The organism is Mycobacterium sp. 050272, from assembly GCF_039023525.1.
Taxonomy (GTDB): Bacteria; Actinomycetota; Actinomycetes; order Mycobacteriales; family Mycobacteriaceae; genus Mycobacterium.
The window spans coordinates 143,754-170,115 of sequence record NZ_JBCHKV010000004.1; the positions used below are offsets into that span (position 1 = coordinate 143,754).

The 26,362-nt window shown below is 64.9% G+C and carries 25 protein-coding genes and 1 pseudogene; 13 read left to right on the forward strand and 13 right to left on the reverse strand.

The window, feature by feature from the left end; translation table 11 throughout:
* Nucleotides 1-4: 4 nt before the first annotated feature.
* Nucleotides 5-1,216, forward strand: coding sequence for an FAD-dependent oxidoreductase (locus tag AAHS21_RS10640; RefSeq protein WP_342927634.1), 1,212 nt, complete (start codon nucleotides 5-7; stop codon nucleotides 1,214-1,216).
* A 10-nt stretch (nucleotides 1,217-1,226) separates the two neighbouring features.
* Nucleotides 1,227-2,216 carry a Gfo/Idh/MocA family oxidoreductase gene (locus AAHS21_RS10645; RefSeq protein ID WP_342927635.1) on the forward strand — a complete coding sequence of 330 codons (990 nt, stop codon included), beginning with the start codon at nucleotides 1,227-1,229 and terminating at the stop codon, nucleotides 2,214-2,216.
* A gap of 3 nt (nucleotides 2,217-2,219) precedes the next feature.
* Here the strand turns inward: AAHS21_RS10645 and AAHS21_RS10650 are convergent, their stop codons facing one another.
* Both AAHS21_RS10650 and AAHS21_RS10655 read right to left on the reverse strand, forming a co-directional pair.
* Nucleotides 2,220-3,044, reverse strand: coding sequence for a TIM barrel protein (locus tag AAHS21_RS10650; RefSeq protein WP_342927636.1), 825 nt, complete (start codon nucleotides 3,042-3,044; stop codon nucleotides 2,220-2,222).
* Complete coding sequence (locus AAHS21_RS10655; protein ID WP_342927637.1) at nucleotides 3,041-3,616, reverse strand: preprotein translocase subunit SecD; 576 nt, start codon at nucleotides 3,614-3,616, stop codon at nucleotides 3,041-3,043. Before AAHS21_RS10655 ends, AAHS21_RS10650 begins: the two co-directional genes overlap by 4 nt.
* Nucleotides 3,617-3,796: 180 nt before the next feature.
* On the opposite strand from AAHS21_RS10655, the gene AAHS21_RS10660 reads away from it, so the two are divergent.
* The 7 genes from AAHS21_RS10660 (at nucleotide 3,797) to AAHS21_RS10690 (ending at nucleotide 12,250) form a co-directional block, all read left to right on the forward strand.
* Entirely contained in the window at nucleotides 3,797-4,504 is a 708-nt protein-coding gene (locus AAHS21_RS10660) for a TetR family transcriptional regulator C-terminal domain-containing protein (RefSeq protein ID WP_342927638.1), read from the forward strand.
* A gap of 292 nt (nucleotides 4,505-4,796) precedes the next feature.
* A complete protein-coding gene (locus AAHS21_RS10665) occupies nucleotides 4,797-5,999 on the forward strand; it encodes a cytochrome P450 (protein ID WP_342927639.1) in 1,203 nt (400 codons plus the stop codon).
* Nucleotides 5,999-6,835 carry a mycofactocin-coupled SDR family oxidoreductase gene (locus AAHS21_RS10670; RefSeq protein WP_342927898.1) on the forward strand — a complete coding sequence of 279 codons (837 nt, stop codon included), beginning with the start codon at nucleotides 5,999-6,001 and terminating at the stop codon, nucleotides 6,833-6,835. Before AAHS21_RS10665 ends, AAHS21_RS10670 begins: the two co-directional genes overlap by 1 nt.
* 38 nt (nucleotides 6,836-6,873) lie before the next feature.
* Nucleotides 6,874-7,842 (forward strand): enoyl-CoA hydratase/isomerase family protein, encoded by a 969-nt coding sequence (locus tag AAHS21_RS10675; RefSeq protein WP_342927640.1) that lies wholly within the window; start codon nucleotides 6,874-6,876, stop codon nucleotides 7,840-7,842.
* A gap of 19 nt (nucleotides 7,843-7,861) precedes the next feature.
* Nucleotides 7,862-10,204: a CoA transferase gene (locus AAHS21_RS10680; protein ID WP_342927641.1), complete on the forward strand. Its 2,343-nt coding sequence runs from the start codon at nucleotides 7,862-7,864 to the stop codon at nucleotides 10,202-10,204.
* Nucleotides 10,201-10,965 (forward strand): SDR family NAD(P)-dependent oxidoreductase, encoded by a 765-nt coding sequence (locus AAHS21_RS10685; protein ID WP_342927642.1) that lies wholly within the window; start codon nucleotides 10,201-10,203, stop codon nucleotides 10,963-10,965. The genes AAHS21_RS10680 and AAHS21_RS10685 overlap by 4 nt, the downstream gene beginning before the upstream one ends.
* 4 nt (nucleotides 10,966-10,969) lie before the next feature.
* The gene (locus AAHS21_RS10690) at nucleotides 10,970-12,250 is read left to right on the forward strand and encodes a hypothetical protein (RefSeq protein WP_342927643.1); all 1,281 of its coding nucleotides are present in this window, start codon (nucleotides 10,970-10,972) and stop codon (nucleotides 12,248-12,250) included.
* Nucleotides 12,251-12,256: 6 nt separating this feature from the next.
* Here AAHS21_RS10690 and AAHS21_RS10695 read toward each other — a convergent pair whose 3' ends face one another.
* The 11 genes and pseudogenes from AAHS21_RS10695 to AAHS21_RS10745 form a co-directional block, all read right to left on the reverse strand.
* Nucleotides 12,257-12,451, reverse strand: a complete 195-nt coding sequence (locus AAHS21_RS10695; protein WP_342927644.1) for a hypothetical protein — start codon at nucleotides 12,449-12,451, stop codon at nucleotides 12,257-12,259.
* Between the two features lie 56 nt (nucleotides 12,452-12,507).
* Entirely contained in the window at nucleotides 12,508-13,869 is a 1,362-nt protein-coding gene (locus AAHS21_RS10700; RefSeq protein WP_342927645.1) for an HNH endonuclease signature motif containing protein, read from the reverse strand.
* 90 nt (nucleotides 13,870-13,959) lie between these two features.
* Nucleotides 13,960-15,081, reverse strand: a complete 1,122-nt coding sequence (locus AAHS21_RS10705; RefSeq protein WP_342927646.1) for a M24 family metallopeptidase — start codon at nucleotides 15,079-15,081, stop codon at nucleotides 13,960-13,962.
* Entirely contained in the window at nucleotides 15,071-16,306 is a 1,236-nt protein-coding gene (locus tag AAHS21_RS10710) for a Xaa-Pro peptidase family protein (RefSeq protein WP_342927647.1), read from the reverse strand. Before AAHS21_RS10710 ends, AAHS21_RS10705 begins: the two co-directional genes overlap by 11 nt.
* Nucleotides 16,307-16,308: 2 nt before the next feature.
* The gene (locus AAHS21_RS10715; RefSeq protein ID WP_342927899.1) at nucleotides 16,309-17,475 is read right to left on the reverse strand and encodes an amidohydrolase family protein; all 1,167 of its coding nucleotides are present in this window, start codon (nucleotides 17,473-17,475) and stop codon (nucleotides 16,309-16,311) included.
* Between the two features lie 134 nt (nucleotides 17,476-17,609).
* A pseudogene (locus AAHS21_RS10720) lies at nucleotides 17,610-17,888 on the reverse strand (SDR family NAD(P)-dependent oxidoreductase); the annotation flags it as partial.
* A complete protein-coding gene (locus AAHS21_RS10725; RefSeq protein WP_342927648.1) occupies nucleotides 17,882-19,111 on the reverse strand; it encodes a cytochrome P450 in 1,230 nt (409 codons plus the stop codon). The pseudogene AAHS21_RS10720 and the gene AAHS21_RS10725, both read right to left, overlap by 7 nt.
* 22 nt (nucleotides 19,112-19,133) lie before the next feature.
* Nucleotides 19,134-19,811 (reverse strand): TetR family transcriptional regulator, encoded by a 678-nt coding sequence (locus AAHS21_RS10730; RefSeq protein ID WP_342927649.1) that lies wholly within the window; start codon nucleotides 19,809-19,811, stop codon nucleotides 19,134-19,136.
* A 90-nt stretch (nucleotides 19,812-19,901) separates the two neighbouring features.
* Nucleotides 19,902-20,774 carry a DUF4344 domain-containing metallopeptidase gene (locus tag AAHS21_RS10735; protein ID WP_342927900.1) on the reverse strand — a complete coding sequence of 291 codons (873 nt, stop codon included), beginning with the start codon at nucleotides 20,772-20,774 and terminating at the stop codon, nucleotides 19,902-19,904.
* A 62-nt stretch (nucleotides 20,775-20,836) separates the two neighbouring features.
* On the reverse strand, nucleotides 20,837-21,460 hold the full coding sequence (locus AAHS21_RS10740) for a hypothetical protein (RefSeq protein ID WP_342927650.1): 624 nt from the start codon (nucleotides 21,458-21,460) through the stop codon (nucleotides 20,837-20,839).
* A 106-nt stretch (nucleotides 21,461-21,566) separates the two neighbouring features.
* A complete protein-coding gene (locus tag AAHS21_RS10745) occupies nucleotides 21,567-22,376 on the reverse strand; it encodes a SigB/SigF/SigG family RNA polymerase sigma factor (RefSeq protein WP_342927651.1) in 810 nt (269 codons plus the stop codon).
* Nucleotides 22,377-22,853: 477 nt separating this feature from the next.
* On the opposite strand from AAHS21_RS10745, the gene AAHS21_RS10750 reads away from it, so the two are divergent.
* The 4 genes from AAHS21_RS10750 (at nucleotide 22,854) to AAHS21_RS10765 (ending at nucleotide 26,362) form a co-directional block, all read left to right on the forward strand.
* Nucleotides 22,854-23,735, forward strand: coding sequence for an SDR family oxidoreductase (locus AAHS21_RS10750; RefSeq protein WP_342927652.1), 882 nt, complete (start codon nucleotides 22,854-22,856; stop codon nucleotides 23,733-23,735).
* Nucleotides 23,736-23,889: 154 nt separating this feature from the next.
* A complete protein-coding gene (locus tag AAHS21_RS10755) occupies nucleotides 23,890-25,116 on the forward strand; it encodes an FAD-dependent monooxygenase (RefSeq protein WP_342927901.1) in 1,227 nt (408 codons plus the stop codon).
* A gap of 59 nt (nucleotides 25,117-25,175) precedes the next feature.
* Nucleotides 25,176-25,745 (forward strand): DUF4389 domain-containing protein, encoded by a 570-nt coding sequence (locus AAHS21_RS10760; protein WP_342927902.1) that lies wholly within the window; start codon nucleotides 25,176-25,178, stop codon nucleotides 25,743-25,745.
* A gap of 14 nt (nucleotides 25,746-25,759) precedes the next feature.
* Nucleotides 25,760-26,362 carry a class I SAM-dependent methyltransferase gene (locus AAHS21_RS10765; protein ID WP_342927653.1) on the forward strand — a complete coding sequence of 201 codons (603 nt, stop codon included), beginning with the start codon at nucleotides 25,760-25,762 and terminating at the stop codon, nucleotides 26,360-26,362.

The window sequence follows — 26,362 nt, forward strand, 5'->3', positions numbered from 1 at the left end:
GCCGATGACTGAAACGACGACCTGCGCGGTGATCGGCGGTGGGCCGGCCGGTTTGGTACTCGGGCTGCTGCTGGCCCGGGCTGGTGTCGAGGTCACGCTGCTGGAAAAGCACGGTGACTTTCTCCGCGACTTTCGCGGGGACACGGTGCACCCGACCACATTGCGCCTGCTGGACGAACTGGGCCTGTGGGAACGCTTCGCCGCCATACCACACAGCGAGGTGCACAGTGCGAAGTTTGAATCCGAAGGGCGATCGGTGACGTACGTCGACTTCAGCCGGCTGCGCCAACCCCACCCTTTTGTCGCGATGGTGCCGCAGTGGGATCTGCTCAACCTGCTCGCCGACGTCGCGCAGGAGGAACCGACCTTCACGCTGCGGATGAATACGGAGGCGACCGACCTGCTGCGCCAGGGCGCCAGGGTTACCGGCGTGCGCTACGAAGGCCCGGACGGGCCCGGTGAGTTGAAGGCGGAGTTGACCATCGCCTGCGACGGCCGGTGGTCGATGGCTCGCCGTGCGGCCGGCCTGCCCAGCCGCGAGTACCCGGTGAATTTCGACGTGTGGTGGTTCAAGTTGCCGCGCGACGGCGATCAGGAGTTCTCGTTTTTGCCGCGGGTGGGCCCGGGCAAGGTTCTCGGTGTGATTCCACGGGAGGGTTACAACCAGATCGCGTACATCGGGGCCAAGGGCAGCGATGCGCAGCTACGGGCGAAGGGCATCGAGGCGTTTCGCGGCGACGTCGGCGCGCTGTTGCCGGAATCGGCCGCCGCGGTGGCGACGCTGAAGTCGATGGACGAGATCAAGCATCTCGATGTCCGCGTCGATCGCCTGCTCCGCTGGCACACCGATGGACTGTTGTGCATCGGCGACGCCGCACACGCGATGTCACCGCTTGGCGGTGTCGGCATCAACCTGGCGGTCCAGGATGCCGTGGCGGCCGCGACCATCTTGGCCGAGCCGCTACGCCGGCACCGGGTCACCGATCGGGACCTGGCGGCCGTGCGCCGTCGCCGGCTGTTTCCCACCGCGGTCACCCAAGGCGTGCAACGGTTCCTGCAGCGTGGACTCGGGCCGCTGCTGCGTGGCGCGGACCCGACGCCGCCGGCGGCCGTCCTGGCCGTGCTCCAGCGACTGCCGTGGCTGTCCTTCATCCCCGCCTATTTCATCGGTGTCGGGGTCAGGCCCGAGCGCGCCCCGGCCTTCGCCCGGCGGTAGCGTCGGGCCCATGGCTGAACACCTACGGATCGGCATCTTGGGGGCTGCCCGGATCGCGCCGATGGCGCTGATCAATCCCGCCAAGGACAACCCTGAGGTCGTGGTCGCCGCGGTGGCCGCACGCGACGGCGCTCGTGCTCGGGCGTTTGCCGCCAAGCACGGCATCGCCCGGGTGCACGATGACTACGCGTTGCTGATCGCTGATCCGGATCTCGATGCGATCTACAATCCGCTGCCAAACGGGTTGCACGGCAAGTGGACCCGAGCCGCACTGGCCGCCGGTAAACACGTGCTGTGTGAAAAACCGTTCACCGCCAACGCCGCCGAGGCCCGCGAGATCGCCGGATTGGCCGCGCAGTCGGATCGAGTGGTGATGGAAGCCTTCCACTATCGCTACCATCCGCAGACCCTGCGCGCCGAGGAGGTGATCGCTTCGGGAGAACTGGGCAAGCTCACGCACGTGGAGGCCACGCTCTGTTTCCCGCTGCCGAAGTTCTCCGACATCCGGTACAACTACAGCCTGGCCGGCGGTGCGACGATGGATGCTGGCTGCTACCCGGTCCACATGGTTCGCACGTTCGGTGGTGGCACTCCGGAAGTCGTTTCGGCACAGGCGAAGCTGCATAATCCTCAGATCGACCGGGCGATGACCGCCGAGCTGCGGTTCGCCGGCGGACACACCGGCCGGGTCCGGTGCTCGATGTGGTCGCGGCGCCTGTTCGATATCAGTGCCAAAGTGATCGGCGAACGCGGCCAGCTCCATTTGCTCAATCCCGCCATGCCGCAGATGTTCCATCGGCTCTCGGTTCGAACCGCGAACGACAACCGGGTGGAAAGCTTTCCGCGCCGCGCCTCCTACGCCTATCAGCTCGATGCGTTCGCCGCGGCGGTGCTTCGCGGTGAGCCCGTGAAAACCACCGCGCAGGACGCGATCGAGAACATGACCGTCATCGACAACATCTATCGTGCGGCGGGTCTGCCGCTTCGCGAACCTAGCTGAAAGTCAAGGCTTGCGGCCGATTTCGGCCAGCAACCGGTGCGCTGCCTCGACGCATGGGCGGACCCGGTCGATAGGGCTGACCCCGGCCAACGCCAATGACCGTCTGGGCACTTCGATTTCGAGCACGATATCGGTAGGAAGCACGGACAGAAGGTCGGACAGCGGGAGTTCGCCTTCGCCAGGGACCATGCGCTCGAACATGGCTTCCTCCATGTAGTTGTCCAAGCGCGGCTGCAGCGTCGTGTCGTTGAGTTGGGCGTAACCGATGTATTCGGGGTCGACGGCCGCCAGGTCGGCGGCGCCGGACCCGGAGCGCACTAGATGCATCGTGTCGATCAGCAATCGAAAGTCCGGTCGGCCGACGTATTCTCGTGCTGCCAGCGCGGTGGGCAGATCACCCACGGTCAGCCCGGGAACCGGCTCGACGAGGGTCTGGATGCTGCGCTCGGCGGCGAGCTCGGTCAGAGCCGCGAACTGGTCGAAGGTGCGGTCGAGATCCGGATCCAGACTGACGACGTTGATTCTGGGCACGCCCAGTTCGGCCAACACATCGAGATCTGCACTGAACAATCGGGTTTCGGTGTCCGGCAACACCAGGAACCCATCGCCCAGCGAGGCGGCCACGCCCCGTTGCCGCATCCTTGCCAGCAGGTCGCGTCGCAGCGCCGGGTCGTCCTTGAGGGAAAAGGGCGGATAGCCGAGCGGCACCAAGGGTGCGCCCCGCACCACCGCGGAGATGTAGCGGCAGCCGAGATCCGCGGCCAGATCGACGAACTCTATTGGCGGAAGGCCAAATCCATTGAGAAATCCGATAGCCAGTTCGGTCACGCCGGACGGCCCGCCAATTGCGCCAACTGGGCGGCAGCCGGAGCCGTTTGGGTTGTCAGCGCGATCTGCCCGGAGCTGACCTGATCCTCGATCATCGGCGCCTCCAGGACCAGATCGTCGCGGATGAAGGCGATGTGGGCGTGCAGATGCGCCGCGGTGAATGCCGCCCATGTCCTCGCCGATGCCGGGTCCATCGTCAGAATTACTTGAAAGAAGTCCGCTGTCAGTGGTTTGGGTGCATCCACGTGAGTCAGCCCGAGTCGCATCGTTTCCGGTCCCAACGTATAGCGCGTGGTCCGGGCGAGGTCGCAGGTGACCAGGACGCTGTCCGGCGGTGCCGGGGCCGCCGGATTGGTCGCGGGGCACTTGTCGGGCGAGGTCGGCTGCGATTTCTCGACCGGCCGGACCGGCAACGGCGCAATCCGTGCCACCGGCGGCACCGGCGGGGGCGCCGACGCCGCGGTGCTGGTCGACGTGGCGGGTGTGGCCGCATGCTGCGCCGAATGGCAGCCGCACGCCAGCGCGCCGATCAGAATGGCGCTGGTCAGCCGAACGGTCGTCGTAGCGGGCATCGAACTCAAGCAAAGTAGGTCGAGCGCCCGTTGTCGCCCGCTACGACAAAATTCGGGTGAATCGTGATGACACCGTTGCACTAGCGACGTGCGCTTTACGCACACTACGAACATAGAGTATGGTCGTGCTGCACGTCAGCGAAAGTTCACTTTAGATCCTTGCCACGAAAGCCTGCGTTCATGGCTCGATACCCGTCTGCGGCGGCAACAAGACGAAAGCCCAACCCCGCGGAGCGCCGCCGCGACCTGTGCGATGCGGCGATTGAGTTGTTGGCCGCCGACGGGGCCAAGGGCCTGAGCCATCTCAAAGTCGACCGCAAGGCCGCTGTTCCCGATGGCACCACCTCCTTCTACTTCCGGACCCGGTCGGCACTGCTGCGCGCGGTAGCCGAGCGGCTGGCCGAGCTCGATCTGGAACGGCTGCAGTCGATCGCGGACAGCGCCGGTAGCACGGGAGACAATCCCACGCCCTCGCTGTTGTCGCAGGTGGTGATTCAGGCCGGCGCCGAGCCGCAGCTGTCGTGGACCAAGGCCCGCTACGAGCTGACAATGCAAGCCGCCCGGGATCCCGCGATGGCCGCGATCCTGCAGCGGGCCACCGACGCCTTCACCAAGCTGCACCGCGAGATCCTCGTGCAGCTGATGCCCCATGGGGCCGAACTGGAATCGGCGGTGGTCGAGGATCTGAGCAACGTCACGCTGACGTTCATCAATGGTCTGTTGATGCGCGCCGCGCACGGTGACCGGATTGTCGACACCCCCGAGCAGCTCGACGCGATCCTGACGGCCATCGCGACCGGAATCCTGAAGAGTCCGCACCGGGGCGCCCTCACCGAGGCCGCCGATGTGCACCCGGGACCCGGCCGCGGGGCCGCCGCCTCCGGTTGACGACCGCCTCCGGCTGACCGCCGGCCTCCGGTTGACCGCCGGCCAAAGCACGACGCGCCGGGTCCGTGCGTTTTGGGTCTTGCCACAGCATCCGCTATATGGTTCTCTACGAGAATAGAGTGACCCGGCGTTCACGGGCCGTCGGTGATCCAGCTATCAACCAAGCCCGTGCGTTTGTTGAAACAAGCGCATTTAAGCGGAGTGTACAAATTGCCCGACCCGGATCCGGCGCTGACCCACGGCCGGCTGCAGCGTGTCACTCCCCGGAATCGTAAGCGCTAGGAGGGATTTCGTGACGGCGAGCACCGAGAGCCATGTCAGCTTTGATCCGTACGATGTCGAGCTGATTGCCGACCCATATCCGATGTTTAAGCGCTTGCGTGACGAGGCGCCGCTCTACTACAACTCCGAATACGACTTTTACGCGCTGAGCCGATTCGCCGATGTCAACAAGGGCATCATCGATCACGGCACGTACAGCTCTGCGCGGGGCGTGATCATGGAGTTGATCAAGGCCAACCTCGAGATTCCATCGGGGATGTTGATCTTCGAAGACCCGCCGATCCACGACGTGCACCGCAAGTTGCTGTCGCGGATGTTCACCCCGCGCAAGATCGCCGCGCTGGAGCCGATGATCCGTGACTTCTGCGCGCAATCGCTGGATCCGTTGGTGGGTTCGGGCCGATTCGATTTCGTCACCGACCTGGGCGCGATCATGCCGATGAAGGTCATCAGTGCCTTGCTCGGGATTCCCGAAGAGGATCAGGAGTACATCCGCGATCGCGGAAACGCGCAACTGCGCACCGAGCCAGGCAAGCCGATGAGTGCCGCCGAGCATGGCTTGTCGGTGGGCGAGCAGTTCGAGGCTTACATCGACTGGCGTGCCGAGAACCCGTCCGACGACATCATGACCGAGCTGCTCAATGTCGAATTCGTCGACGAGACCGGGACCACGCGGCGGCTGCGCCGCGAGGAGATTCTCGTTTATCTCAACGTGGTCGCTGGAGCCGGCAACGAGACGACAACTCGTCTGATCGGTTGGGCCGGAAAGGTTCTCGCGGAGCACCCAGACCAGCGCCGCGAACTAGTCGAGAATCCCGCGCTGATCCCGCAGGCGATAGAGGAGCTGCTTCGCTTCGAGCCGCCGGCGCCGCACATGGCCCGGTATGTGACGCGCGACGTCAGCCTTTACGACCGGACGGTGCCGGAAGGCAGCGTGATGCTGATGCTGATCGGTGCCGCCTGCCGCGACGAGCGCCAGTTCGGCCCCGATGCAGGAGAATTCAACATCCATCGCGCCCCCCGACCTCACCTCACGTTCAGCGTCGGTGCGCACTTCTGCCTGGGCTCGGCACTGGCCCGACTGGAAGGCCGGGTCGCCCTGGAAGAAATCCTCAAACGCTTCCCGGAGTGGGAGCCCGATATGGCCAACGCCACGCTCAGCCCGACGTCGTCGGTGCGGGGCTGGGAAACCCTGCCGACACTGGTGCCATGATGGCCGGTCGCGTCGAGGGCAAAGTTGCCTTCATCAGCGGCGCAGCCCGCGGGCAGGGCCGTAGCCACGCGGTGCGCCTGGCAGAAGAGGGCGCTGACATCATCGCGATCGACATATGCGGGCCGATCGACAACCTCGCCTACCCGCATTCGACTCCTGAGGATCTCGCCGAAACCGCCGATCTGGTCAAGAACCTCGACCGGCGCATCGTGACCACTCGGGTCGATGTCCGCGACTACGAGGGCCTCAAGGCCGCAGTGGACAGCGGCGTCGAACAACTCGGTCGGCTCGACATCGTCGTCGCCAACGCGGGTATCGGGACCTTCGGCAACAAGTTGCACAAGATCCGCGAAGAGATCTGGCGCGACATGATCGATGTCAACTTGTCCGGCGTGTGGCACACCGTGAAAGCTGGTGTGCCGCATATCCTGGCCGGCGAACGCGGCGGCTCGATCGTGCTGACCGGCTCGGTCGGATCCCACAAGGCGTTGGCCCACACCGGCCATTACATCGCCGCCAAGCACGGCGTCATCGGTCTGATGCGGGCCTTCGCCGTCGAGTTGGGCCAGCACAACATCCGGGTCAACTCGGTACACCCCAGCCAGGTCAACACGCCGATGACGATGAACGAGGTGACCTACAAGCTGTTCCGGCCGGACCTGGAGAATCCGGGACCGGACGACTTCGCACCGTTCTCTCAGATGATGCACACGATGCCGGTGCCCTGGGTGGATGCCCGCGACGTCAGCAATGCCGTCCTGTTCCTCGCTTCTGACGAATCACGTTATGTCACAGGCGTTTCGCTGCCCATTGACGCGGGCGCATTACTCAAGTAAGCACTATTCAATTAAGCACGACGAAGTGGAGAAATCTCATGCCGGAATTCGACTACGAAAAGCTGAAGAAAGAAGCCGAGCAGTACATCAAGTTCGAGAAGGACAAGAAGAACCGGATCGCCTACATCACCTTTGACCGTCCGGACGCACAGAATGCCACCAGCCTGGGCATGCGGCAGAACTACGCCGACCTGATCCATAAGTGCAATGTCGACGACGACGTCAAGGTCGTCGTAATCCGTGGTAAGGGGCAGGATTTCGGTAGTGGTGGCGACCTGCCCGAGCAACGGCCGATGCTGGAGAATCCCGGCCTGCCGCTGCACCACGAGCTCGCGATCAACGATGACGACGTCAAGTACCCGCCAGGTGGGTCGTACCGTTACCTGTCTACTGTGACCGACTTCTACGCCAAGGCGCGTGCCGGTAACCGCCCGCTGCAGGAGCTTCGGAAGATCAGCATCATCGAGGCCAAGGGCTACTGCTACGGCTGGCACTTCTACCAGGCCGGTGACGCCGACCTGGTGATCTCCTCCGACGATGCCCTGTTCGGCCACCCAGCGTTCCGGTATGTGGGCTGGGGGCCCCGGCTGTGGTGGTGGGCCGAGACGATGGGACTGCGTAAGTTCTCCGAGATGCTTTTCACCGGACGGCCTTTCAGCGCGAAGGAAATGTACGAATGCGGCTTCGTCAACAGCGTGGTGCCGCGCGAGAAGCTGGAGGCCGAGACCCTCAAGTACGCAATGGCATGTTCGCGGTCGCGTCCAACCGACACGGTCGCGGTGCAGAAGACATTCCTCGAGCTCTACAAGCAACACAAGGGCGAATACTTCGGCAGCCTGCTGACTGGCATGGTCGAGGGCATGTTGCCGATGATCAAGAACGACGCGGAAGAAGTCGACCTCACCGGTGGCACCTTCGAAAAGGGCCTCAACAACGTGGTCAAGGACAACGACATGAACTTCCCCCCGGAGTGGCGCCTCAGCCGCTCGGGCCGCGCGAAGCCCTGACCGCCTTGGGAGAGCTCGCATGTCGGCGCTGACGGGTTTCAGAGTCGTCGAGCTGGCGGGGTCGGTCGCAGTGGAGTACTGCGGAAAACTCCTGGCCGACTTCGGGGCCGAGGTGATCAAGGTCGAGGCGCCCGGGTGTGGCAGCTCCACCCGGGCGTTTTCTCCCATCCTGGGCGACGGGCCCGATGGCAGTGCACTGTTCGCATACCTCAACACGAACAAGAACTCCGTCGAGCTTGATGCTCGCGACCCGCGGCTGCACGCATTGATCGCCGGCGCCGACGCGGTGATCGACGACGGCGCGACCACCGTGGCCTCTCGGCACCCGAATGTGATTTTCTGCTCGATCACGCCGTTCGGCCGGAACGCCGCACCCGAGTATGCAAATGCGAAGAGCATCAACGTCTTCCATGCCAGCGGGTGGGGATATCACACGCCCAGCCATCCGGACGCCAGCAGGCCGCCGCTGCACGGGCCAGGCCGGTTCATGGTCGACTACGAAGCCGGACTCGAGGCGGCACTCTGCGTGGCCGCAACGCTGTTCGGGCGGCTGCACCACGGCCGGGGTGAGGCCATCGACATCTCCCAACATGCCGTGCTGGTCTCGCGCGCCGATTGCATTCTGGGCCGCCTGATCACCGGCGAAGTCCCCGCCGTGGGCACCCGCGACGACTACGACCAGCAGGGCCCGGCGTCGTTCTTTGCCTGCGCCGATGGCTTCGTCTACCTGTACATGACCAGCGGCGCGCACTGGCTCGGTGTCAAAAAGCTGATGGGGCAACCGGACTGGCTCAACGAATTCGACGACGACTGGCTCGAGTTCGCGGTCACCACCGAAAAGGTCAAGGCATTCCAACGCGGCTTCGCGGAGTGGGTCCGCGATCTGCCCAAGGAGTCGGCGGCCGACGAAGCTCAGCGCATGGGTGTGCCACTCGTTGCGGTCAACGACGCCGCCGATCTGCACGCGTCGCCGCAGTACCGGCACCGCGGTTTCTTTCGCAACGTCAGCCATCCCGTCCTGGGCGACGCCGCCTACCCCACGGTGCCCTACGTGCTGAGCGCATCACCGGCTGAACTCACCGCTGCCGCACCGACTCTCGGTCAGCACACGGCCGCGATCTTGAGCCACCTGGATAGGACGCGCACACCGCCCACGGTGCGAGTACCTCAGCTGAAGCCGCCGAAGACCCCGCGGGGTGGGCCATTGGAGGGGGTGCGCGTCGTCGAGCTCACCAAGGTATGGGCGGGTCCCTACGCCGGCAAGCTGCTGGCGATGTTGGGCGCCGAGGTCATCAAGGTGGAAACGTCGAGCATGCCCGAGGAGATGCGCGCCTACGGCGGCACCGACATCAACCACGCACCATTCTTCCTGAGCATCAACCCCGAGATCCTCAGCGTGGATCTCGATATCAAGTCGGCCGAGGGCATGGCGCGACTGCGTGAACTGATCGCGCGCAGTGACATCGTGATCAACAACCTGCGCCCGGGCGCGATGGAGCGCCAGGGCCTTGGCTATCCGGAGCTCACCGAGATCAAACCGGACATCATCTCGGTGTCGATCAAAATGTGGGGCAACGACGGGCCCCTCGGTCACCAGACCGGCTACGCGCCATGCTTCGCCGCCCTGGCCGGACTCGCACCGCTGGTCGGCTACCCCGGTGGGCCCCCGCTCGGAACGAGTATGCGGTACGGAGATTCCACGGTCGGCGCCGCAGCCGCCTACGCCGCTGTCGTTGCCCTGCTGCATCGCGAGCTCAGTGGCACAGGGCAATTCGTCGACATCTCGGCGGTCGAAACCCTCTCCTCGATGATCGGGGACTGCCTGCTCGAACAAAGCCTCACCGGACGCCGCCTCGGACCGGATGGTAATTATCACCCCGATATGTGTCCGCATGGGTGTTATCCCTGCGCGGATGGCGCCTGGGTCAGCGTGGCCGTGACAGGCGACGACGATTGGCGCCGGATGTGCGACGTCCTCGAGGCCCGCGCGCTGGCCGACGATCCCCGCTACGCAACATCGGATGGCCGACGCGGACACGTCGACGCGCTCGATCGCGACATTGCGGAGCTGACCCGCGACCTCGATGCCGACGACCTCGCGCATCGACTGCGGGCCGCGGGAGTGCCGGCCACCAAGAGCGCCAACGCAATTGACGTGATCGGCGATCAGCAACTCTGGGATCGCGAGTTGTATCGTTTCGTTTCCGATCACCGCGAAGGCCAGCGCCCGATCCTAGGACCGGCATGGCGGATGGCGCGCGATCCGGCGCGCATCGAGCGAGGCGCACCCGACCTGGGCGAGGACACCGAGTACGTTCTCCACGAAATACTCGCTGGAGCAGCGACGTTGGGCGGGTTATGACTGGACCCTTGACACACACTGCGGCACTGGTTACCGGTGCCAGCAGCGGCATCGGCGAAGCGACCGCTAAAGCGTTGGCGGCCGAGGGCGCCGCAGTGGCGCTGCTCGCACGCCGGGCCGACCGGCTGGCCGACCTGAAAGCCGAGATCGAATCGTGCGGCGGTAGAGCGCTGGTCGTGCCGGCGGACGTCACCGATGCCGAGCAAGTGACCGCCGCCGTGCGGCAAACCGTCGCCGAGTTGGGACGGCTGGACATCCTGGTGAACAATGCCGGTTTGATGCAGTCGGCACCCGCAACCGAGGCGCAGTTGCAGGACTGGGACCAGATGGTGTCGGTCAACATTCAGGGCGTCCTTTACGCCACCAAAGCGGCTTTGCCACACCTGATCGAGGCGGCCGCCGATTCGCCACGCGGCGTGGCCGATCTGGTCACCATCAGTTCGACCGCGGGGTGGGTTGCCCGTCCCAACACCGCCGTCTATTCGTTGACCAAGTTCGGCGTCAATGCCTTCAGCGAGGGGCTGCGCCAAGAGGTACTCGGCAAGCGCGTCCGGGTCGGGGTGGTGGGTCCCGGCACGGTCGATACCGAGATCTTCAGCCATCTGGCCGAAAACTCGCGGGCGGCGTTCGAACGCCAAACCGCCGGCATGGTCAAGATGCGGCCAGCGGACATCGCCGACGCGGTGCTGTTCATGGTGACGCGCGACCGCCGGGTGGCGGTCAACCAGATACTGGTTCGTGCCGCCGAACAGACCTGGTAATCGAATGGATTCGCGGTGGATCGTCGGTGACCAGTCCGGGCTAACGTTTCCCGCCGACCCCGCGGCGTTGCGCGAAGGCGGAGCCGGGTTTCTCACCGCCGCGTTCCGGGCTTCCGGTGTGCTCACTGACGGCAATGTGGTCGCCGATGTCACGGCATTCACCGAGATAGGCGGGGGCAGCACGGGCCGCAAGGCGATGCTGTCGGTCGAATATGCGGATGAGACAGCCGGTTTGCCCACCGATCTCTTCGTGAAATTTTCGCGCGACTTCGACAATCCGATCCGCGATCGCGCCAAGACGCAGATGGAGCCGGAGGTGCGATTCGCCTCACTCTCGCGAACACCAGGTTTTCCGATCGCGGTGCCCAGCGCGCTCTTCGGGGACTATCACCGCGACAGTGGAACCGGCATACTGCTCACCGAGCGAATCCGATTCGGCGACAACGGAATCGAGCGCCAGTACCATAAGTGCCTCGACTACGAAATGCCCGACCCGGTGGAGCATTACCGGGCCCTGCTCACCGCGCTGGCCCGGCTGGCTGGCGCCCACCGGTCCGGCCGACTACCCGCCGCGGAGTTTCCACTTGATGTGCCGGCCGCGACGGTGGGCGAGCGAGCGCCGCTGTCCATTGACAAGCTGGAACGGCGGCTGGACCAGCTGGGCGAATTCGCTGCCACTCATCCCGGGCTGTTGCCCGCGAATGTCCGCACCCCGGAATTCCTGGCACGGCTACGCCACGACGTGGCCCGGGTCGCCCGTCTCGAACAGGCGGTCTCCGGCCAGTTGGCCGATGATGCCGACTATGTTGCGCTGTGCCATTGGAACGCCAACATCGACAATGCGTGGTTTTGGCGTGACACCGACGGCACGCTGCGCTGCGGTCTGATGGACTGGGGATGCGTCGGCCAGATGAACCTGGGCATGGCGATCTGGGGGGCCTTGTCCGCAACGGAGACCGAGCTGTGGAACCACCATCTGGACGAACTGCTGCGGCTGTTCGTGACCGAGGTCGCTCGTTGCGGCGGTCCCGAGCTGGATCCGGAACGGCTTCGCCGGTACACCTTGCTCTATGCGGCGTCGATGGGAATTGTGTGGTTACTGGACGTTCCGGCCTTGATATGCAAGCGATTCGGATCCGACGCGCCCAACAACCGGAAGGATCCGCGGATCAGGGACGATGAAAGCGTGCGGGCTCCATTGCAGATGCTGTGCAACCTGCTGAGCGCCTGGGAGCGGTATCGGGTGGGGGAGTTGCTCGATGGATGGCCCGCAGCATCGATCTGAGGGGCACTACGGATCGGTCGCGCGGCACTCCCGGGACCACGCTCGGTAGGCGATGTAGGTCATCAGCACGGCGAGGCCTCCGGTACTAATCAGGCCCAGCATCGTGCCGTGGGTGCAGGCATTCAGCACTAACAGCGCGAGGAAGAGCACGGCCAGCACTGTGTAAAACAGTGGGCTGTAGAGGGGCCGTTCCTTCTTCACGCGCGAAGTTTATGGCGATTGAGCGGCAGCCGGTAGTCACCTGCCGCTCACGGGCGCTAAGGCGCATCGTCGTCTCGGTCCAGGAGCAGTTTCTCCGGATGGTGGAACGTGTTGACGCGCGGCTGACCTCGATCCAGATGCGGCGGCGGAAGCCATTCGGTGTCGCCCCGGGCGTTTTTGCGGGTGGTCCAGCCGCCGGGTCGCAGCAGGCGGTGCTGGGCCCCGCATGCGAAGGTCAAGTCGTCGACATCGGTGGTATGGCACTTCGACCAATCGGTGACATGGTGTACTTCGCAGTAGTACCCGGGGACGGCGCAGCCCGGCGCCGAGCATCCGCGATCCTTGGCGTACAGGACAATTCGCTGTGCCGGCGACGCCAGTCGTTTGGTGCTGTACAACGCCAAGGCTTTGCCCTTGTCGAAGATCGCCAAGTAATGACGCGCATGCCGCGCCAACCGGATCACGTCGCTCATCGGCAGGATGGTGCCGCCGCCGGTAAGCCCGCGCCCGGCGGCTGCCTCCATCTCGGCCAGCGTCGTGGTGACGATGATCGAGGCCGGCAGCCCATTGTGCTGGCCTAAATCCCCCGAGGCGAGTACGCCTCGGAGCGCCGCATTCAACGCATCGTGCTGGCGTTGTGCGGCGCTGCGGGAATCGCGCTCGATCGTCTGTTCGCTGGGGCTTCCGTCCAGGCAAGGGGTTTCGTCCTCGGGGTTGCACATGCCCGGGGCGCCCAGCTTCGCCCATACCGCCTCCAAGGATGCACGGGCTTCCGGGGTGAGCCAGCCGTGCAACTCCGACATACCGTCAGAACCCTGATTGCCCAGCTTCAGTCCGCGGCGACGCGACCGGTCCTCGTCGCTGTAGATCCCATCGGGATTGAGGCAGTCGGCCAGGATCGCGGCCAGTTCCGCAACTTGTTCGGGCCGAAAGTGCGTGCCTTCGAAGGCCAATTTGGCCTCCGCCTGTTCGCGGGTGCCGGCATCGATCCAGCCGGGTAGCTGATGATAGAACTTGCGGATCGCGGCCACCTGCCCCGGGCCCAAGGTGCCGTCACGTTGCTTGGCCGCAGTGGCCGCCAATACCGGAGGCACTGGTTCGCCGGTTATTCCGCACCGCGGCCCCAGATCCGCGGCCTCACGGACGCGCCGGGAAGCCTCGGCGCGGCTGATCAGAGTAGCTTCCGCTATGGCGTGAGATAGCTTGCCGCCGAGCTCTTCGCCAGTAGCCTGGCGGGCCAGGCCATTGATCAGTGGATGTTCGACGGCCGGCAGCCGACGGCGAATCGTCTCACACTGCCTAAGCAGTGCCAATTGCTCACGGGCGACCAGCGCGTCGTAGTCCTGTTCGATCAGTTCGTCGAAGGCGCCGTTGATGGTGTCGAACGCCGCCGACAAGGCTTCCCGATCGATACTCACAACTCAAATGTTATGGATGACCACCGACAGAAATCGGCATATTGTTACCCGTGAAACCACAGTGGCACAGAGGATTACGAAAAAGCAGACCTAACTCTCAAGCCACGACGGGCTGTTCGTCAGCACGTCGACACCGCCCTCGGTGATGTGGACGCTGTCGCGACGGAACACCGCGCCGACACCCTGCTCCCAAACGTAGCCGGTGATCGCCAGCACCATGCCGGCCTCGAGTTGGTCGTCTTCGCCGGCGGCCACCAGCGTCTCGGATACCACGGGGGGATCGAAACCCAGACCCAACCCGTGCGCGATCGGCATCGGCGGTATCGGCTCACCGGCCGCCTGGTAAGCGGCCAGCAGCTCGCGGATGGACACACCCGGCCGACAGGCGGCAAGCATCTTGTCGTACAAGGTATTCGACCGCCCGAACAGCCTGCGGGCCTCGCTGGAAACCGCATCGCCCACCGGCCAGGTGCGGCCTACCTCGGCGACATAGCCGTTGGCCAGCGCACCGGCGGAGAACGCGACGAGGTCACCCGGCCGCGCCGAAGCCTGGCCGCGATGCCACGGCTGTTCCGGCGAGGTCACCCATGCGGCGTCCTGGGTAGCCGGCGTGGAGACCCCGCCCGCGGCCATCGCCTCCATCATGACCCCGGCCAGAGTCCGTTCCGAGACACCCGGCGCCATATGGCTTACGGCAGTAGCGAGTCCGTGCTCCGCGATCCGCAGTGCGCTATCCATCGCCGCGATCTCACCGGCTGTCTTGATGCGCCGCGCCGCGCGCATCGCGGGCTCGGCATCGACGAGTTCCGCGTTCGGGAAGGCGTCGGGCAGCAAGGCGGCGAAAGTCGGTGTGATCGCGTCGGTTCCGACCCGCCGCGCGGCATCGGCCCCGTCGACCTTCTTGAGCACGTCGATGAGCGTCATGGGGTTCCAGGCGAGCCCGTACAGGTGATCGTGGTCGATCTCCTCAGGTACCCCCTCATCATCGGTGCTGTTGAGGTAGATATCTCCGGTGGAGCGCACCAATACGCACATCGGACCGAACGGCCGCGTTCCGGCGATCCAAAGCTGGGGCGCGCCAGTCACATAGCGGATGTTGGCCTGCCGGCCCAGCACCAGAATGTCGAGACCGTGTTTGTCCATCTCGGCCAGGGCCCGGTCCCGGCGACCGATGCGCAGTGCCCGGCTGTCGGGCAAAACGTCAATCGCCATAGGGCGTGTAGGGGTAGTCGGTAATCGGCGCGTAGCCGTCCTCGGTGATCACCACGATCTCCTCACTGCGATAGCCTCCCGTTCCGTCCTCCCACATGACCGGTTCCAACACCAGAACCATGCCCGGCGGAAAGACGAAGTTGTCGTCGAATTCCTGGCCCAGATCCGTTCCGATCATCGGCGCTTCGGCCGGGTAGGTGCCGATGCCATGGCCCAGATAGAAATGCGGCAGCCACGGTTTGCGGCCCCCGTTGGCCGCGATCGCCGCGCGCGCCAAATCTCCTGAGGTCGCACCGGCTTTGGTCACCGCGAGCACCGCGTCAAGGACGGCTCGCCATTGCCGGAACTGATCCTGCTGCGCACGGGTTGGTTCATGACCGACCACCCACGTGCGGCCGAAGTCGGAGCAGTAGCCGTGGTAGGTGATGCTGATATCGGTCCACAACACATCGCCGGCGGCCAGTTCGCGGTCGGTCGGCAGTAGCGGCAGCGCCAGATCGCCGTGTGTGGTCCAGACACCGGCTTCCCGTGAGTTCGGCATCACCTGCCAGATGGCCTCGAGCATATTGGTGGTGGCCCCGAGCTCGAATGCGCGGCGCACGAAGGTGGCCGAGAGATCGATCTGCCGCACGCCCGGCACCAGTGCCTTCTGCACGTCGACAATGGCATCTTCGGTGATGCGGGCAGCCTTGCGCAGACAGGACAGCTCGTCGCGGGTTTTCACCAATTGCGAAGTGCCCAGCACGATCGCGGCATCCGCCGGCGGACCCGCGGGAAAGAGTTTCGGTGCGGCCCGTCGCATCGCCCCGGTGAGCTCGTCGACGGCGATGCGCGCTCCCGGCGGGATCAGACCAGCCAGCTGCCGCGCGAAATCCTCGACGCCGTGCTCGAATTCGAGGTAGGCGGGACCGTGCAGATGGTCAGCGGGCACCGGCGACTCCGCCGACGATCCACTGCGCAACGGCATGAACAGGTGCGGATACTCGTCGTCGGCCAGCACCACCGCGACCGGGCGCTCCACATGCGACAGACCGGCGTCCAGGAGCGGCCAGCTGGCCCCCGTCGCGTAGCCGACGTAGCCGTTCATCAGCAGGATCAGCGCGTCGACACCATGTTCGGCCATCGCGGAGCGCAACCGGGCTCCGACCTCAGTGCGCATCCGCGCGAAGTCCGGCTCGTCGGGCGCATCCAGGACAGAGCGGCGCGCGGACAGTGTGTTCGTCATGCTCAGATCCCCAAGAACTTTCTGATGTTGCCGCCGACGACCCGCACCGCGTCCTCGGGACCGACCGCGTCGACCACCGCGGCCAGTGACCGCTCCGAATAGCCGAAAGTACTTTCGTTGTGCGGATAGTCGGACGACCACATCACCTTGTCGATACCTATCTCGTCGATCTGCTTCAGGCCCAGACCGTCCACCATGAACGAGGCGCACATGTGCGTGTCCCAGTAGTAGCGGATGTCATGCTCGGGCTGATGCCGCAGCATGTGCTCATAGGACGCAAGCACATGCTCGGCGTCTTGCAGAGCCGTGGGCACCCAGGCGATTCCGCCCTCGAACCAGCCGACCCGAAGCCGCCGGTGCCGGTCCAGGATCCCGCCGAAGATGTACTTGGAGAACATCTCCCGGAACGAGTCGATGTTGACCATCATGGCCACGGCGACGCTGTTGACCTCGCTGGGGAACTTCGGCTGGCTCTCGCCGATGTGGTGGGTGATGGGCAGGCCGGCCTCTTCGATCTCGTCCCATACCGCGCTCATCGCCGTGCTGGAGTAATCGATGGGCTGGCCGCTTACGTCATTGCCGGGGCTGATCGGCATCAGAAACGTCTTGAGCCCCAACGACTTCAGCTCGGTGAGCGTGCGACGGGCGCCGCGCGGATCCCACCAGTTGATCAGACCGACGCCGTAGCAATGGCCGTGAGAGCTTTCCTGAACCGCGGCGATGTGTTCGTTGTAGACGCGGAAGATGCGTTCGCGAATCTCGTGGTTGGGGTGGTGGAACAGCGCCAGCACCGCGTTGGGGAAGGCCAGTTCCTTGTCGACGCCGTCCTCGGCGAGCTCGCGAATCCTTGCCTCGACGTTGTTGGTGGCCGCGCCGGCCAGATCGTCGTATTGCATCAGCACCGCGCTGAAATCGCCGACCACCATTGATTGTCCCGGCTGGCCAAGCAGATACGCGCCGTCCTCGTACCAGATCCGTGGCGCCTGGTCCTTGAGGTCGTCGGGAAATTGCTCGTAGAAGATGTCGTCGGCCACCGAGATGTGGTTGTCGGCGGAGAATACCTCGGTGCCGGCCGGCAGGCCGGTGCTGAATTCCGCGGCCCTGCCGTGCCGGTGCTTGGGCGCGCCGATCATGCCTTCGGGGTAGAGCGTGTGGGCTGGGCTGGACATCATCGTCCCTTCGTTGGGATCAGTTCTCGTTGCGGATCACCGGGTGAGCATGCCCATCCCGGGTGACCAGGCGCGATAGCGATCATGGGTTCACGGTAGACGTCTCCATGTGTCGAAACCATCTCCCAGTCAGTCCGGCCTTCGGCCGTCAGCTCTTCTCCCAGGGCCGCAACACTTTCCAGTGATGCCAGGTCCAGCTGCTTGATGCTGAGCTTCGCGGCGGGGACGTCACGGCGTATCTGCGCGATCGCGGCCTCACCCTTGGCGTTGTTGCGAATGGCCATCACAACGTCGGCGTCCGCGGCCGCCAGTCGCTTGGCCAGGCCGAAGCCCAGGCCGCTGTTGGCCCCGGTGACGATCGCGCGTTTGCCCGCCAGATCCGGCACGGCCAGCGCGAGATCCGGCTTCACCATGTCACGGGAAGCTCGTAGACGCCGTAGGCCAACGTGTCGTGCTTGAACGGCAGCTCCTCGACCGGAACGGCCAGCCGCAGGGTCGGTACCCGGCGCAGCAGCGTGGGCAGCGTGATCTGTAATTCCATGCGGGCCAACTGCTGTCCCACGCACTGATGACGGCCATAACCGAATCCGACGTGCGCACCCTGGTCGCGGGTCAGGTCCAGCCGGTCGGCATCGGGAAATTGGCGGTCGTCCCAATTCGCCGGTGCGACATCGAGAATGATGCCTTCGCCCGCGCGGATCGTCTCACCACCAACGTCGATGTCCTCGATGGCGATGCGGCGTTGACCCGTTTGGATGATGCTCAGATACCGCATCAGCTCCTCGACCGCATTGGCGATCGCCTTCGGATCGTCGGTTTCGACCAAGAACTGCCGCTGATCGGGATGCTCGAGCAAGGCCGCGATACTCAGACTGATCATGTTCGCGGTGGTCTCGTGGCCCGCGATCAGCACGCCGACCGCCAGTTGAGTGGCTTCGCGCACGCTGATCTCGTCGGCGTTGACCCGCTCCGCCAGATCGGACACCAGATCCTCCGACGGGCTTTCCATCTTGACCCGAATCAGCTTGGCGAGGTATTTCGCCAACGACGCAGCGCCCTGGGCCGTGTCCTCTTCGGTCGCGTAGCGCCCGGTGCCGCGTTGAGCCTGTTCCTGGAAGAAATCGGCGTCCTCGTAGGGCACGCCCAACATCTCGCTGATAACCAGCGTCGGGACGGGCAGCGCCAGCGTGCTCACGATGTCGCCGGGGTTGGGGCCAGCCAGCAACGCGTCGACGCGCTCGTCGGCGATCTTCTGTACCGCGGGACGCAACCCCTCGACTCGCTTGAAGGTAAAGGGTTTCGACAGCATCCTGCGATAGCGCGTGTGCTCCTCGGCGTCGGAAGTGAACACCGAGCGCGGCCGCTTGTACACCGTCGCCAGCATTCCCTCGTTCCAATGCGGATAGCCCGGCAGCCGGTCGTCGACGCTGGTGCGCGAATCGGTGAACAGCGACCGGATCGCGTCGTAGCCGTGGATCAGCCACGGAGTGCTACCGTCCCAGATTCGCACTCGGCTGAGCTGCTTGGTTGCGTTGAGCGCCAACGACTCCGGGGGAGGGGCGAACGGGCAGCCCGCGGCCCGCGTCATCGGGAAGTCCGGGATGTCGGTGCCTGCATCTGCCGAGATGTCGGTCATCGTGCTCCTCGTATTCCGGTGGTCACTCGCCCGCCGCGTTCACATGAACCGGTGCGCGCCACAACCCGACGATCGCGTCGATCAGTCCCTCGCCGGCGACCGTCCAGCTGGAACGCGATCGCGGCCCGTGCTCGGCCAGCGCGCCTTCGTGCTCGGCGCAGGTGTGCATCAACAGATTTCGGACCATGACGATCCGTTCCGATCGGACTCGCTTGGGCAGGTCGGGCAGGCAGCGGGTGAGGCCGTCAATGGTCTGCACCAGCCTCGGCGACATCAGGGCGTCCTTGGTGACGACGTGGCGATAGGTCGGGTCGGCCATCGCCTGAGCGGCAAACCGCGCATACCAGCTGGGGGTGCCCAGTGCGGCCAAATGATCGGTGAGTGGCCGCACCAGGGCGCTGACCCAGTCGCGCAGCTCGGTGGAATCGCCGATGTCGTCCAGCATCTGGGCGCGGAGTTGTTCGATCGGCTCGCGGTGCTTGCTTTCGATCGCGCGCAACAGTTCGGTCCGGGTCCCGAAGTGATAGCACGCCGCGGCATTGTTGCCCTGCCCGGCCGCTTCGCTGATCTGCCGATTGGACACGGCATACATTCCGCGCTCGGCGAACAACCATTCGGCGGCCGACAAGATCGCCTCGCGCGTACCCATCGACCGGTCAGAACGCGCCGTCCGCTCGGCTTTCACCGCCTCAGTGAACACCGCGTGACGGATTAAATCAAGCAGTTTATTTAGAGCGTGTCACCGGCGGCAAGCCATGCTGTCCGTCGTGATCCCGTGCGGGAGTGGGTGCTAGCTGGGCTTCCTGAGATGCGGCCCCAGCAGCGACTGCCAGCCGCGCTGCATGTTCTGAAACTCCTCCTCGCAGTTACCTGCTCGACTCTCCGGCAGGTCTCCGGAGGAGACGATGCCGGCATTGGCCTGTGGATCGGAGCCGTAGATCCAGCACTCCCAGTTGTACATGCGGGTGATGTCCATGGAATGCCCATCCCAGAACGGGAGCTCGTTGGCGTCGCCGGCTTCCTTCGCGCTCAGTTTCCATTCGGTGGCGGTGTTCGTGGCGATCCGCACCCCGTCCGGATAGGGTTTTCCGTCCGCGCCGGGGTTGAGAAGCATAAACGCGGAGAGCTGATCGGCCACGTCCTCCTCGCGCCCGGTGAACGCGAGCTGATAGATGGCCAGGGTGGCGTGCCCGAGCTCGTGGTAGGCCGCAGAGATCGTCTCGTCGATCGCGGGGGTTACCGGGTCGGGCATTGAGCTGCCCGCGGCGAGTTTTTCGGCGTGCTCCCTGGCCTCGTAGCAGAGCTGTATCTCGTTGGCGTCGGGAAGGTAGAAATCGTTGTCCGCATCGCATTGCTTTCCGACCACACCCAAGTCGGACGGCAGCACCAAGGTGTCCTCGATGTGGCGGGCGAGGTCCTCCAGCACCTTCGCATCCTGCATGAGCTGGCGGCCACGCTGCGCCTGCGGTGTCGTGGCGTCTTCGTAGCGGATCTTCACCGTCCCTGCCCCGGGAGGCGTCGGCTCACTCGGTTGCTTCGGCTTCGGAGACTCGGTCGACGTCTGGACGGCCGGCGGATTGGATTCGGCCTGCTGGCTTTTGGATCCACCACACCCGACCGTGAAGAGCAGTGCTGCACATGCCGCAACGACCGGTGTCGTTATCGCTCTGATCGTTGGCATGTGCATTGCTGCGCGTGGAACCGTCGGATAGCCGGCAACCTTGGCTAGCCGCCGAGCCCCTTCTTCACCGCGGCATCCTGCTTTTGGCCGATGTCGTTGATGAAGTCCGGTGGCGGCAGCGTGTCAGGCGGACCGTCGAATTCCAGCGTGACAAAGGCCTTGCCCTCGGTGAACAGCAATACCGCGATGCCCTTGGAGTTGTCGGGCGAATTGCCCGACACCACGGTTCCGTCGGTGCCGATCTTGACCGCGTCCGTGGTCGGATGCTTGATCGCGCCGCCCTGTGCCGATTTCGCGGCGTTCAGTGCGCTGGTTGCCGCACCGGGGTCCGCCAGCACCTGGATGGTGACTTTGATGGTGTGGCTGTTGTCCTGAGTGTTGAAGGTCGTCGCGGCGCCGGGCTGGCCGTCCGGGTTGTTCGTCGGCGGCGTGCCCGTGAAGGGCACTGGCGCGTCGATATCGGACACCTGGATCAACCAACCGGTGTAATCGGCCGCAGGAGCCGCGGGCGCCGAGGAGGTCGGCGCCGCGCTGCTCTTGCTGGTCGACGAGGTAGCCGATCCCGATGTTGACGGCGAAGGCTTCTGATTGCCGCCGCAACCGGCCACGGTCAACGCCAGCGTTGTCGCCGCAACGATCCCCGCGACTACCGGTTGTGAAAGCCTCATCGCACCGTGCTCCTTCCAGGCTCGATCTGGCAACGGAGTCGATTTCACCCCACCGGCACAGTACAGTGCGCGTGTCGTCAGATCGGCTGGGCACCGATGTCGCGGGCTATTCCAGCTGGTCGCGCAGGGACGCCAAGGTGTTCGCCAGAATGCGCGACACCTGCATCTGTGAAACCCCGATTCGCTTCGCAATCTGGCTCTGCGTCATCGATTCGAAGAACCGCATGTGCAGCACGTCTTGTTCGCGCTCGGGGAGCGCGGCGATCAGGGAGCGGACCGCTTCACGGTTGGTGATGTGGTCGATCTGCGGGTCAACTGCACCCACCGCGTCGGCGACCAGACGACTCCGCCCGGATTCGTCGGCGCCGACCGGTGCGTCCAGGGACTCCAGCTGGTAGGCATCACCGGCAACGAGGCATTCGACGATCTCGTCGTGCGAGACCCCGAGCTCTTCCGACAGCTCGCGGGCCGTCGGTGCTCGACCCAGCCTCTGGACCAAATCTGCTGTCGCTCTGCTGATTTGGACATGAAGCTCACGCAGCCGGCGCGGCACCCGCATTCCCCAGCTGTAGTCGCGGAAGTGGCGCCGAACCTCGCCCATCATGGTGGGAATCGCGAAGCCGATGAAACTGGGTCCCTTGTCGGGGTCGAACCGGTTGATGGCGTTCATCAGGCCCAGCCGCGCGACTTGGGTCAGGTCGTCGAGACTCTCACCGCGTCGTCCGAAGTGCCGAGCGACGTGGTCAGCCAGCGGAAGACACCTGCTCACGATGCACTCGCGCTGACGGTGGTACTCGTGCGACTCGGCCGGCAGGGTGCGCAACACCAGAAACATGTCGATGACGTCGTCGTAGGAATCGTCGTTACGAGTGCTGGCCGGCCGGGTCGGCCTGGGTGCGGCAAGGACTTCGGTCATCTGGTCAACCGACCCCTCGCAACTACACGTGTGAAAACAGCCGTGCATAACCGGATGTGCATTGCGGTACTTCCTTACGAAGTCGCGTGCAGTGAGGATTCGCCGGCATATGCCGACGCCCCGCCGCAACCGTCCGTTGGACACGATCGGTTGTTCGCAGCGCACGGGGCACCGAAGTAAGGGAACCGGAAGATGTTGATCGCCGGAGCCAGAGCCCAGCAGCCGTGCGGCTTGCTGACCGCTTTTAGCTAAACGGCGACGTGTCCAGAACGGACTCAACTGCGATCCTACGCCCCCTAAGCCCGAATCGGCGATTGTCCACCCGCTACCGGGCGCTGAGCAACCTCGTCTGGCCCGAACCGGCACCGTCGACGGAGGTCAAAAGCGGACGCGTACTGTTCGGCAACAGTCGGTGTCCTGCGCCACCCGCGGCACCTCTGGGCATTATCGGGAACACGCTGGTTGGAGGCGGTGCCCATGAGCAACGCGGATTTGCTGGCCGGACGCGGCGCGGTGGTGTCCGGCGGAAGCCGCGGCATTGGCCGCGCGGTCGTCGAACTGCTGGCCGACTTGGGCGCCGCGGTCGTGGTCAATGGCCGCGATGCCGATGCCGTAAGCGAAACCGTCACGGCGGTCACGGCGAAGGGCGGCCGAGCCACCGCGGTGATCGGACCCGCCGACGACGAGGCCGTCGCCACCGCGCTGGTGGACACCTGCCGCGACACGTTCGGACGGTTCGACATCCTGATCAATTGCGCCGGTATTGCCGAGCCGCCCGGCTCCTCGATCCTGGACATCTCGCCCGACGACTTCAATCGCTTGTTGAGCGCCCACCTCGGCACGGTCTTTCACACCTGCCGGGTCGCGGCTCGCGCGATGGTCGCGCAGGGGCACGGGACGATCGTCAACACCAGCTCAGTGGCCTTTCTCGGCGACTACGGGGGCACCGGCTACCCCGCGGGCAAGGGCGCGGTCAACGGCTTGACGGTGGCCATTGCCGCCGAGCTCAAAGCCAACGGTGTGCGGGCCAACGTGGTGTGCCCCGGCGCACGCACACGCCTTTCCACCGGAGACGACTATGAAAACCACATCGCGGATTTGCACCGCCGCGGATTGCTGGACGACGTGACGATGCAGGCCTCGCTGGACAGTGCCCCGCCCGCGTTCGTGGCACCCCTCTACGCGTACCTCGCCAGCGACCTGTCGCACGACGTGACAGGCCAGATCCTTGTTGCCGCAGGCGGATTCGTCGGGCGGTTTGATCGCCCAACGCCGTCCCTGCTGGGCTATCGCGACCACCACGACGCCGCGCCGTGGGGGATTGAGGACCTGCACAAGATGATCGGTGCGCGCGGCTAGCCAGTGCCCAATTCCCGTGAACCGATTCGCGCGCATGTACGTGTCCAGGAGAGTGACGAGCCACAGCAGGATAGCTGAGCACCCACTGGCACGCAGGACCAGCGGGCGCAAACAACAGCGTGGTCGCGCAAACCCCGGCAGCCATGTCAGCTGGCTGCCGTCCTCGAAAGCGCCGTCCGGACGACCACTGAGGGTCCTGGTGGTCGGCGCGGGGGTGAGCGGTATTTCGGTTGCGCGGGGATTGCTCCGGGACGGCCACGACGTCACGGTCTTCGATCAGCGCACGGATACCCGCGCAGGCGGGGGTGCGATCACCATCTGGTCCAACGGTGCGACGGTATTGCGGCAGCTGGGCGTCGACATGGACGGGGCGGGTCAACGGCTATCCAGCGTGCGTTTGCTGACGTCGAGGGGCCACCGAGTGGCCACGCTGGATGTGAACGCGATGGTGCAGCGATTAGGTGCGGCCGTTCGGATGGTTCCGCGCCGGGTCTTGCTGGAACGGCTGCTGACGGACTTTCCGGCCGATCGCATCCGCCCTAACTCGCGCGCCGCCCGGGTTATCACGATGCCCGACGGCGTCGCGGTCGGGTTCGAGGACGGACGCGTCGCCGAAGGCGACCTGCTGATCGGCGCCGACGGTCTGCATTCGGTGATCCGGGACGTGGTGGGCGCGCCGGCCGCCGAGCCCACCGGCTGGTGCAGCTGGCAGGGGCTGGCCAGTGTGCCCGAGATCGTCGACAGGGAGACCGCTTATCTCGTCATCGGCGCTACCGGGAACACCGGTGTCTGGCCGGCCGGCGACTCCTGCGTGCAGTGGTGGTTCGACTTGCCGTGGTCCCACGACTTCATTCGGCCACATCGCCCGATCGAGGCGATCCGATCGACCTTCGCCGGCTGGTCTGATCCGGTGGATCTGGTCCTGGCGAAACTGACCGACGAGGACTTGGCCCAGTCGCCCTACCCGCATTTCCGCCATCCGATGACCGCGCCGCTGAGCGCCGGCCCGGTGACGTTGCTCGGCGATGCCGCGCACACGATGCCACCCACCTTCGCGCAGGGGACAAATCAGGCACTGCTCGACACCATGGTGTTGTGCAAGGCAATTTCGGGTCTGGACGCGGGCAGCTGCCGGGCCGAGCTATCACGCGCGCTGCGCTCGTACGAAAAGATCCGGCGACACCAGGTCAGTGCGGTGTCACAGATGGCGTCGCTGCAAGTCTCGCATCGCGAATCCGTGTTGAGACCGGCGGCCTTGCTCTCGGATCGATTCCACACCTGGGCATTGACCAATTTCGTGCGAATGACCAGCCACCCGCGTATCGCCGCCGCGATCGATCGCGATCTCGCGGCGGCAACTCCGGTTAGGCGATACCAATGATGAGGGCGCCGGACGTCATCGAGATCGAACCAGTCGGCGCAAGGGCCGAGACCGTCTGCGTGCGAGGCGATTTCGATTCCCCGTCGCGCTGGCTATGGCTCGTGAAGTGGTGTGTGCTGGCCGTGCCGCACTATCCCATCCTGATTTCTCTCTATCTGGTATATCCGATCCTGACGATCGTTGCCGGCGTCGCGATCCTGTTCACCGGGCGTTATCCGCGGTCGATCTTCAACTTCAACGTCGGTGTGCTGCGCTGGTCGTGGCGAGTCATGAACTACCGGTTCCCGATGAACAGCACCGATAAATATCCGCCCTTCACCCTGGCGGCGCGGCCCGACTATCCGGGCGAACTCGATGTCGAATACCCTCCGCGCCTGACGAATTGGGCTGTTCTGGTGAAAACGTGGTTGTTGGGCGCCCCGCAGGTACTGCTGTGCTGGGCGATGGAGCCGCTGCTTCAGGTGCTGTGCGTGATGTCCGCGGTGGCGTTGTTGTGCACCGGGACGATCCCGCAGGGCATGTTCGATCTGTTGCTGGGCATTGTGCGATGGCGTTACCGGGTCGCGGTGTATGTATCGTTGATGCGTGACGAGTATCCGCCTTTTCGAATGGACTTAGGTAGCAGCTGACGTCCGGTAATCCGTTGTTTCCCTACATATATCGGTTCGGTCAGCCGGTTTTCGATCGCCTCTTTTACAACCGGTATCGCCGAGCCGCGATCGCGCACGCGACCGGCCGCCTGCTGATGGTGGGGCTGGGGCCGGGAACCGACCTGAAGTTCGTCCCGGCCGCGGTGACTTCGATCTCGGCGGTCGAGCCTGTGGCCACGTTTCGGCAGATGGCTTTTCGTCTCGCCATGCGCAACGGCATCGCGGCCGACATCGTGGAAGGTACAGGTGAGTCAATACCCTTCCCTGACAACAGTTTCGATTCGGTGCATATCGGCTTGGTGTTGTGCTCGGTCGCCGACGTCACCGCGACGCTGACCGAGATCCGCCGGGTCCTGGTGCCGGGCGGCCGGCTGGTCGTCCTCGAGCACGTGCGCGGCGAGGGCGCGATGGGCCGATTCCAGGATCTGATCGCCAAGCCATGGTCCTGGTTGGCTGCGGGGTGCCAACCGAACCGGCGAACCATCGACTCGATCGCGGCCGCCGGATTCGATACCGCGGGCCTGCGCAGCCTGCGCACCCCGGTGCCGTTTCCGTGCAAACCCCATCTGCAGGGATTCGCCACGCTTATCGAATAG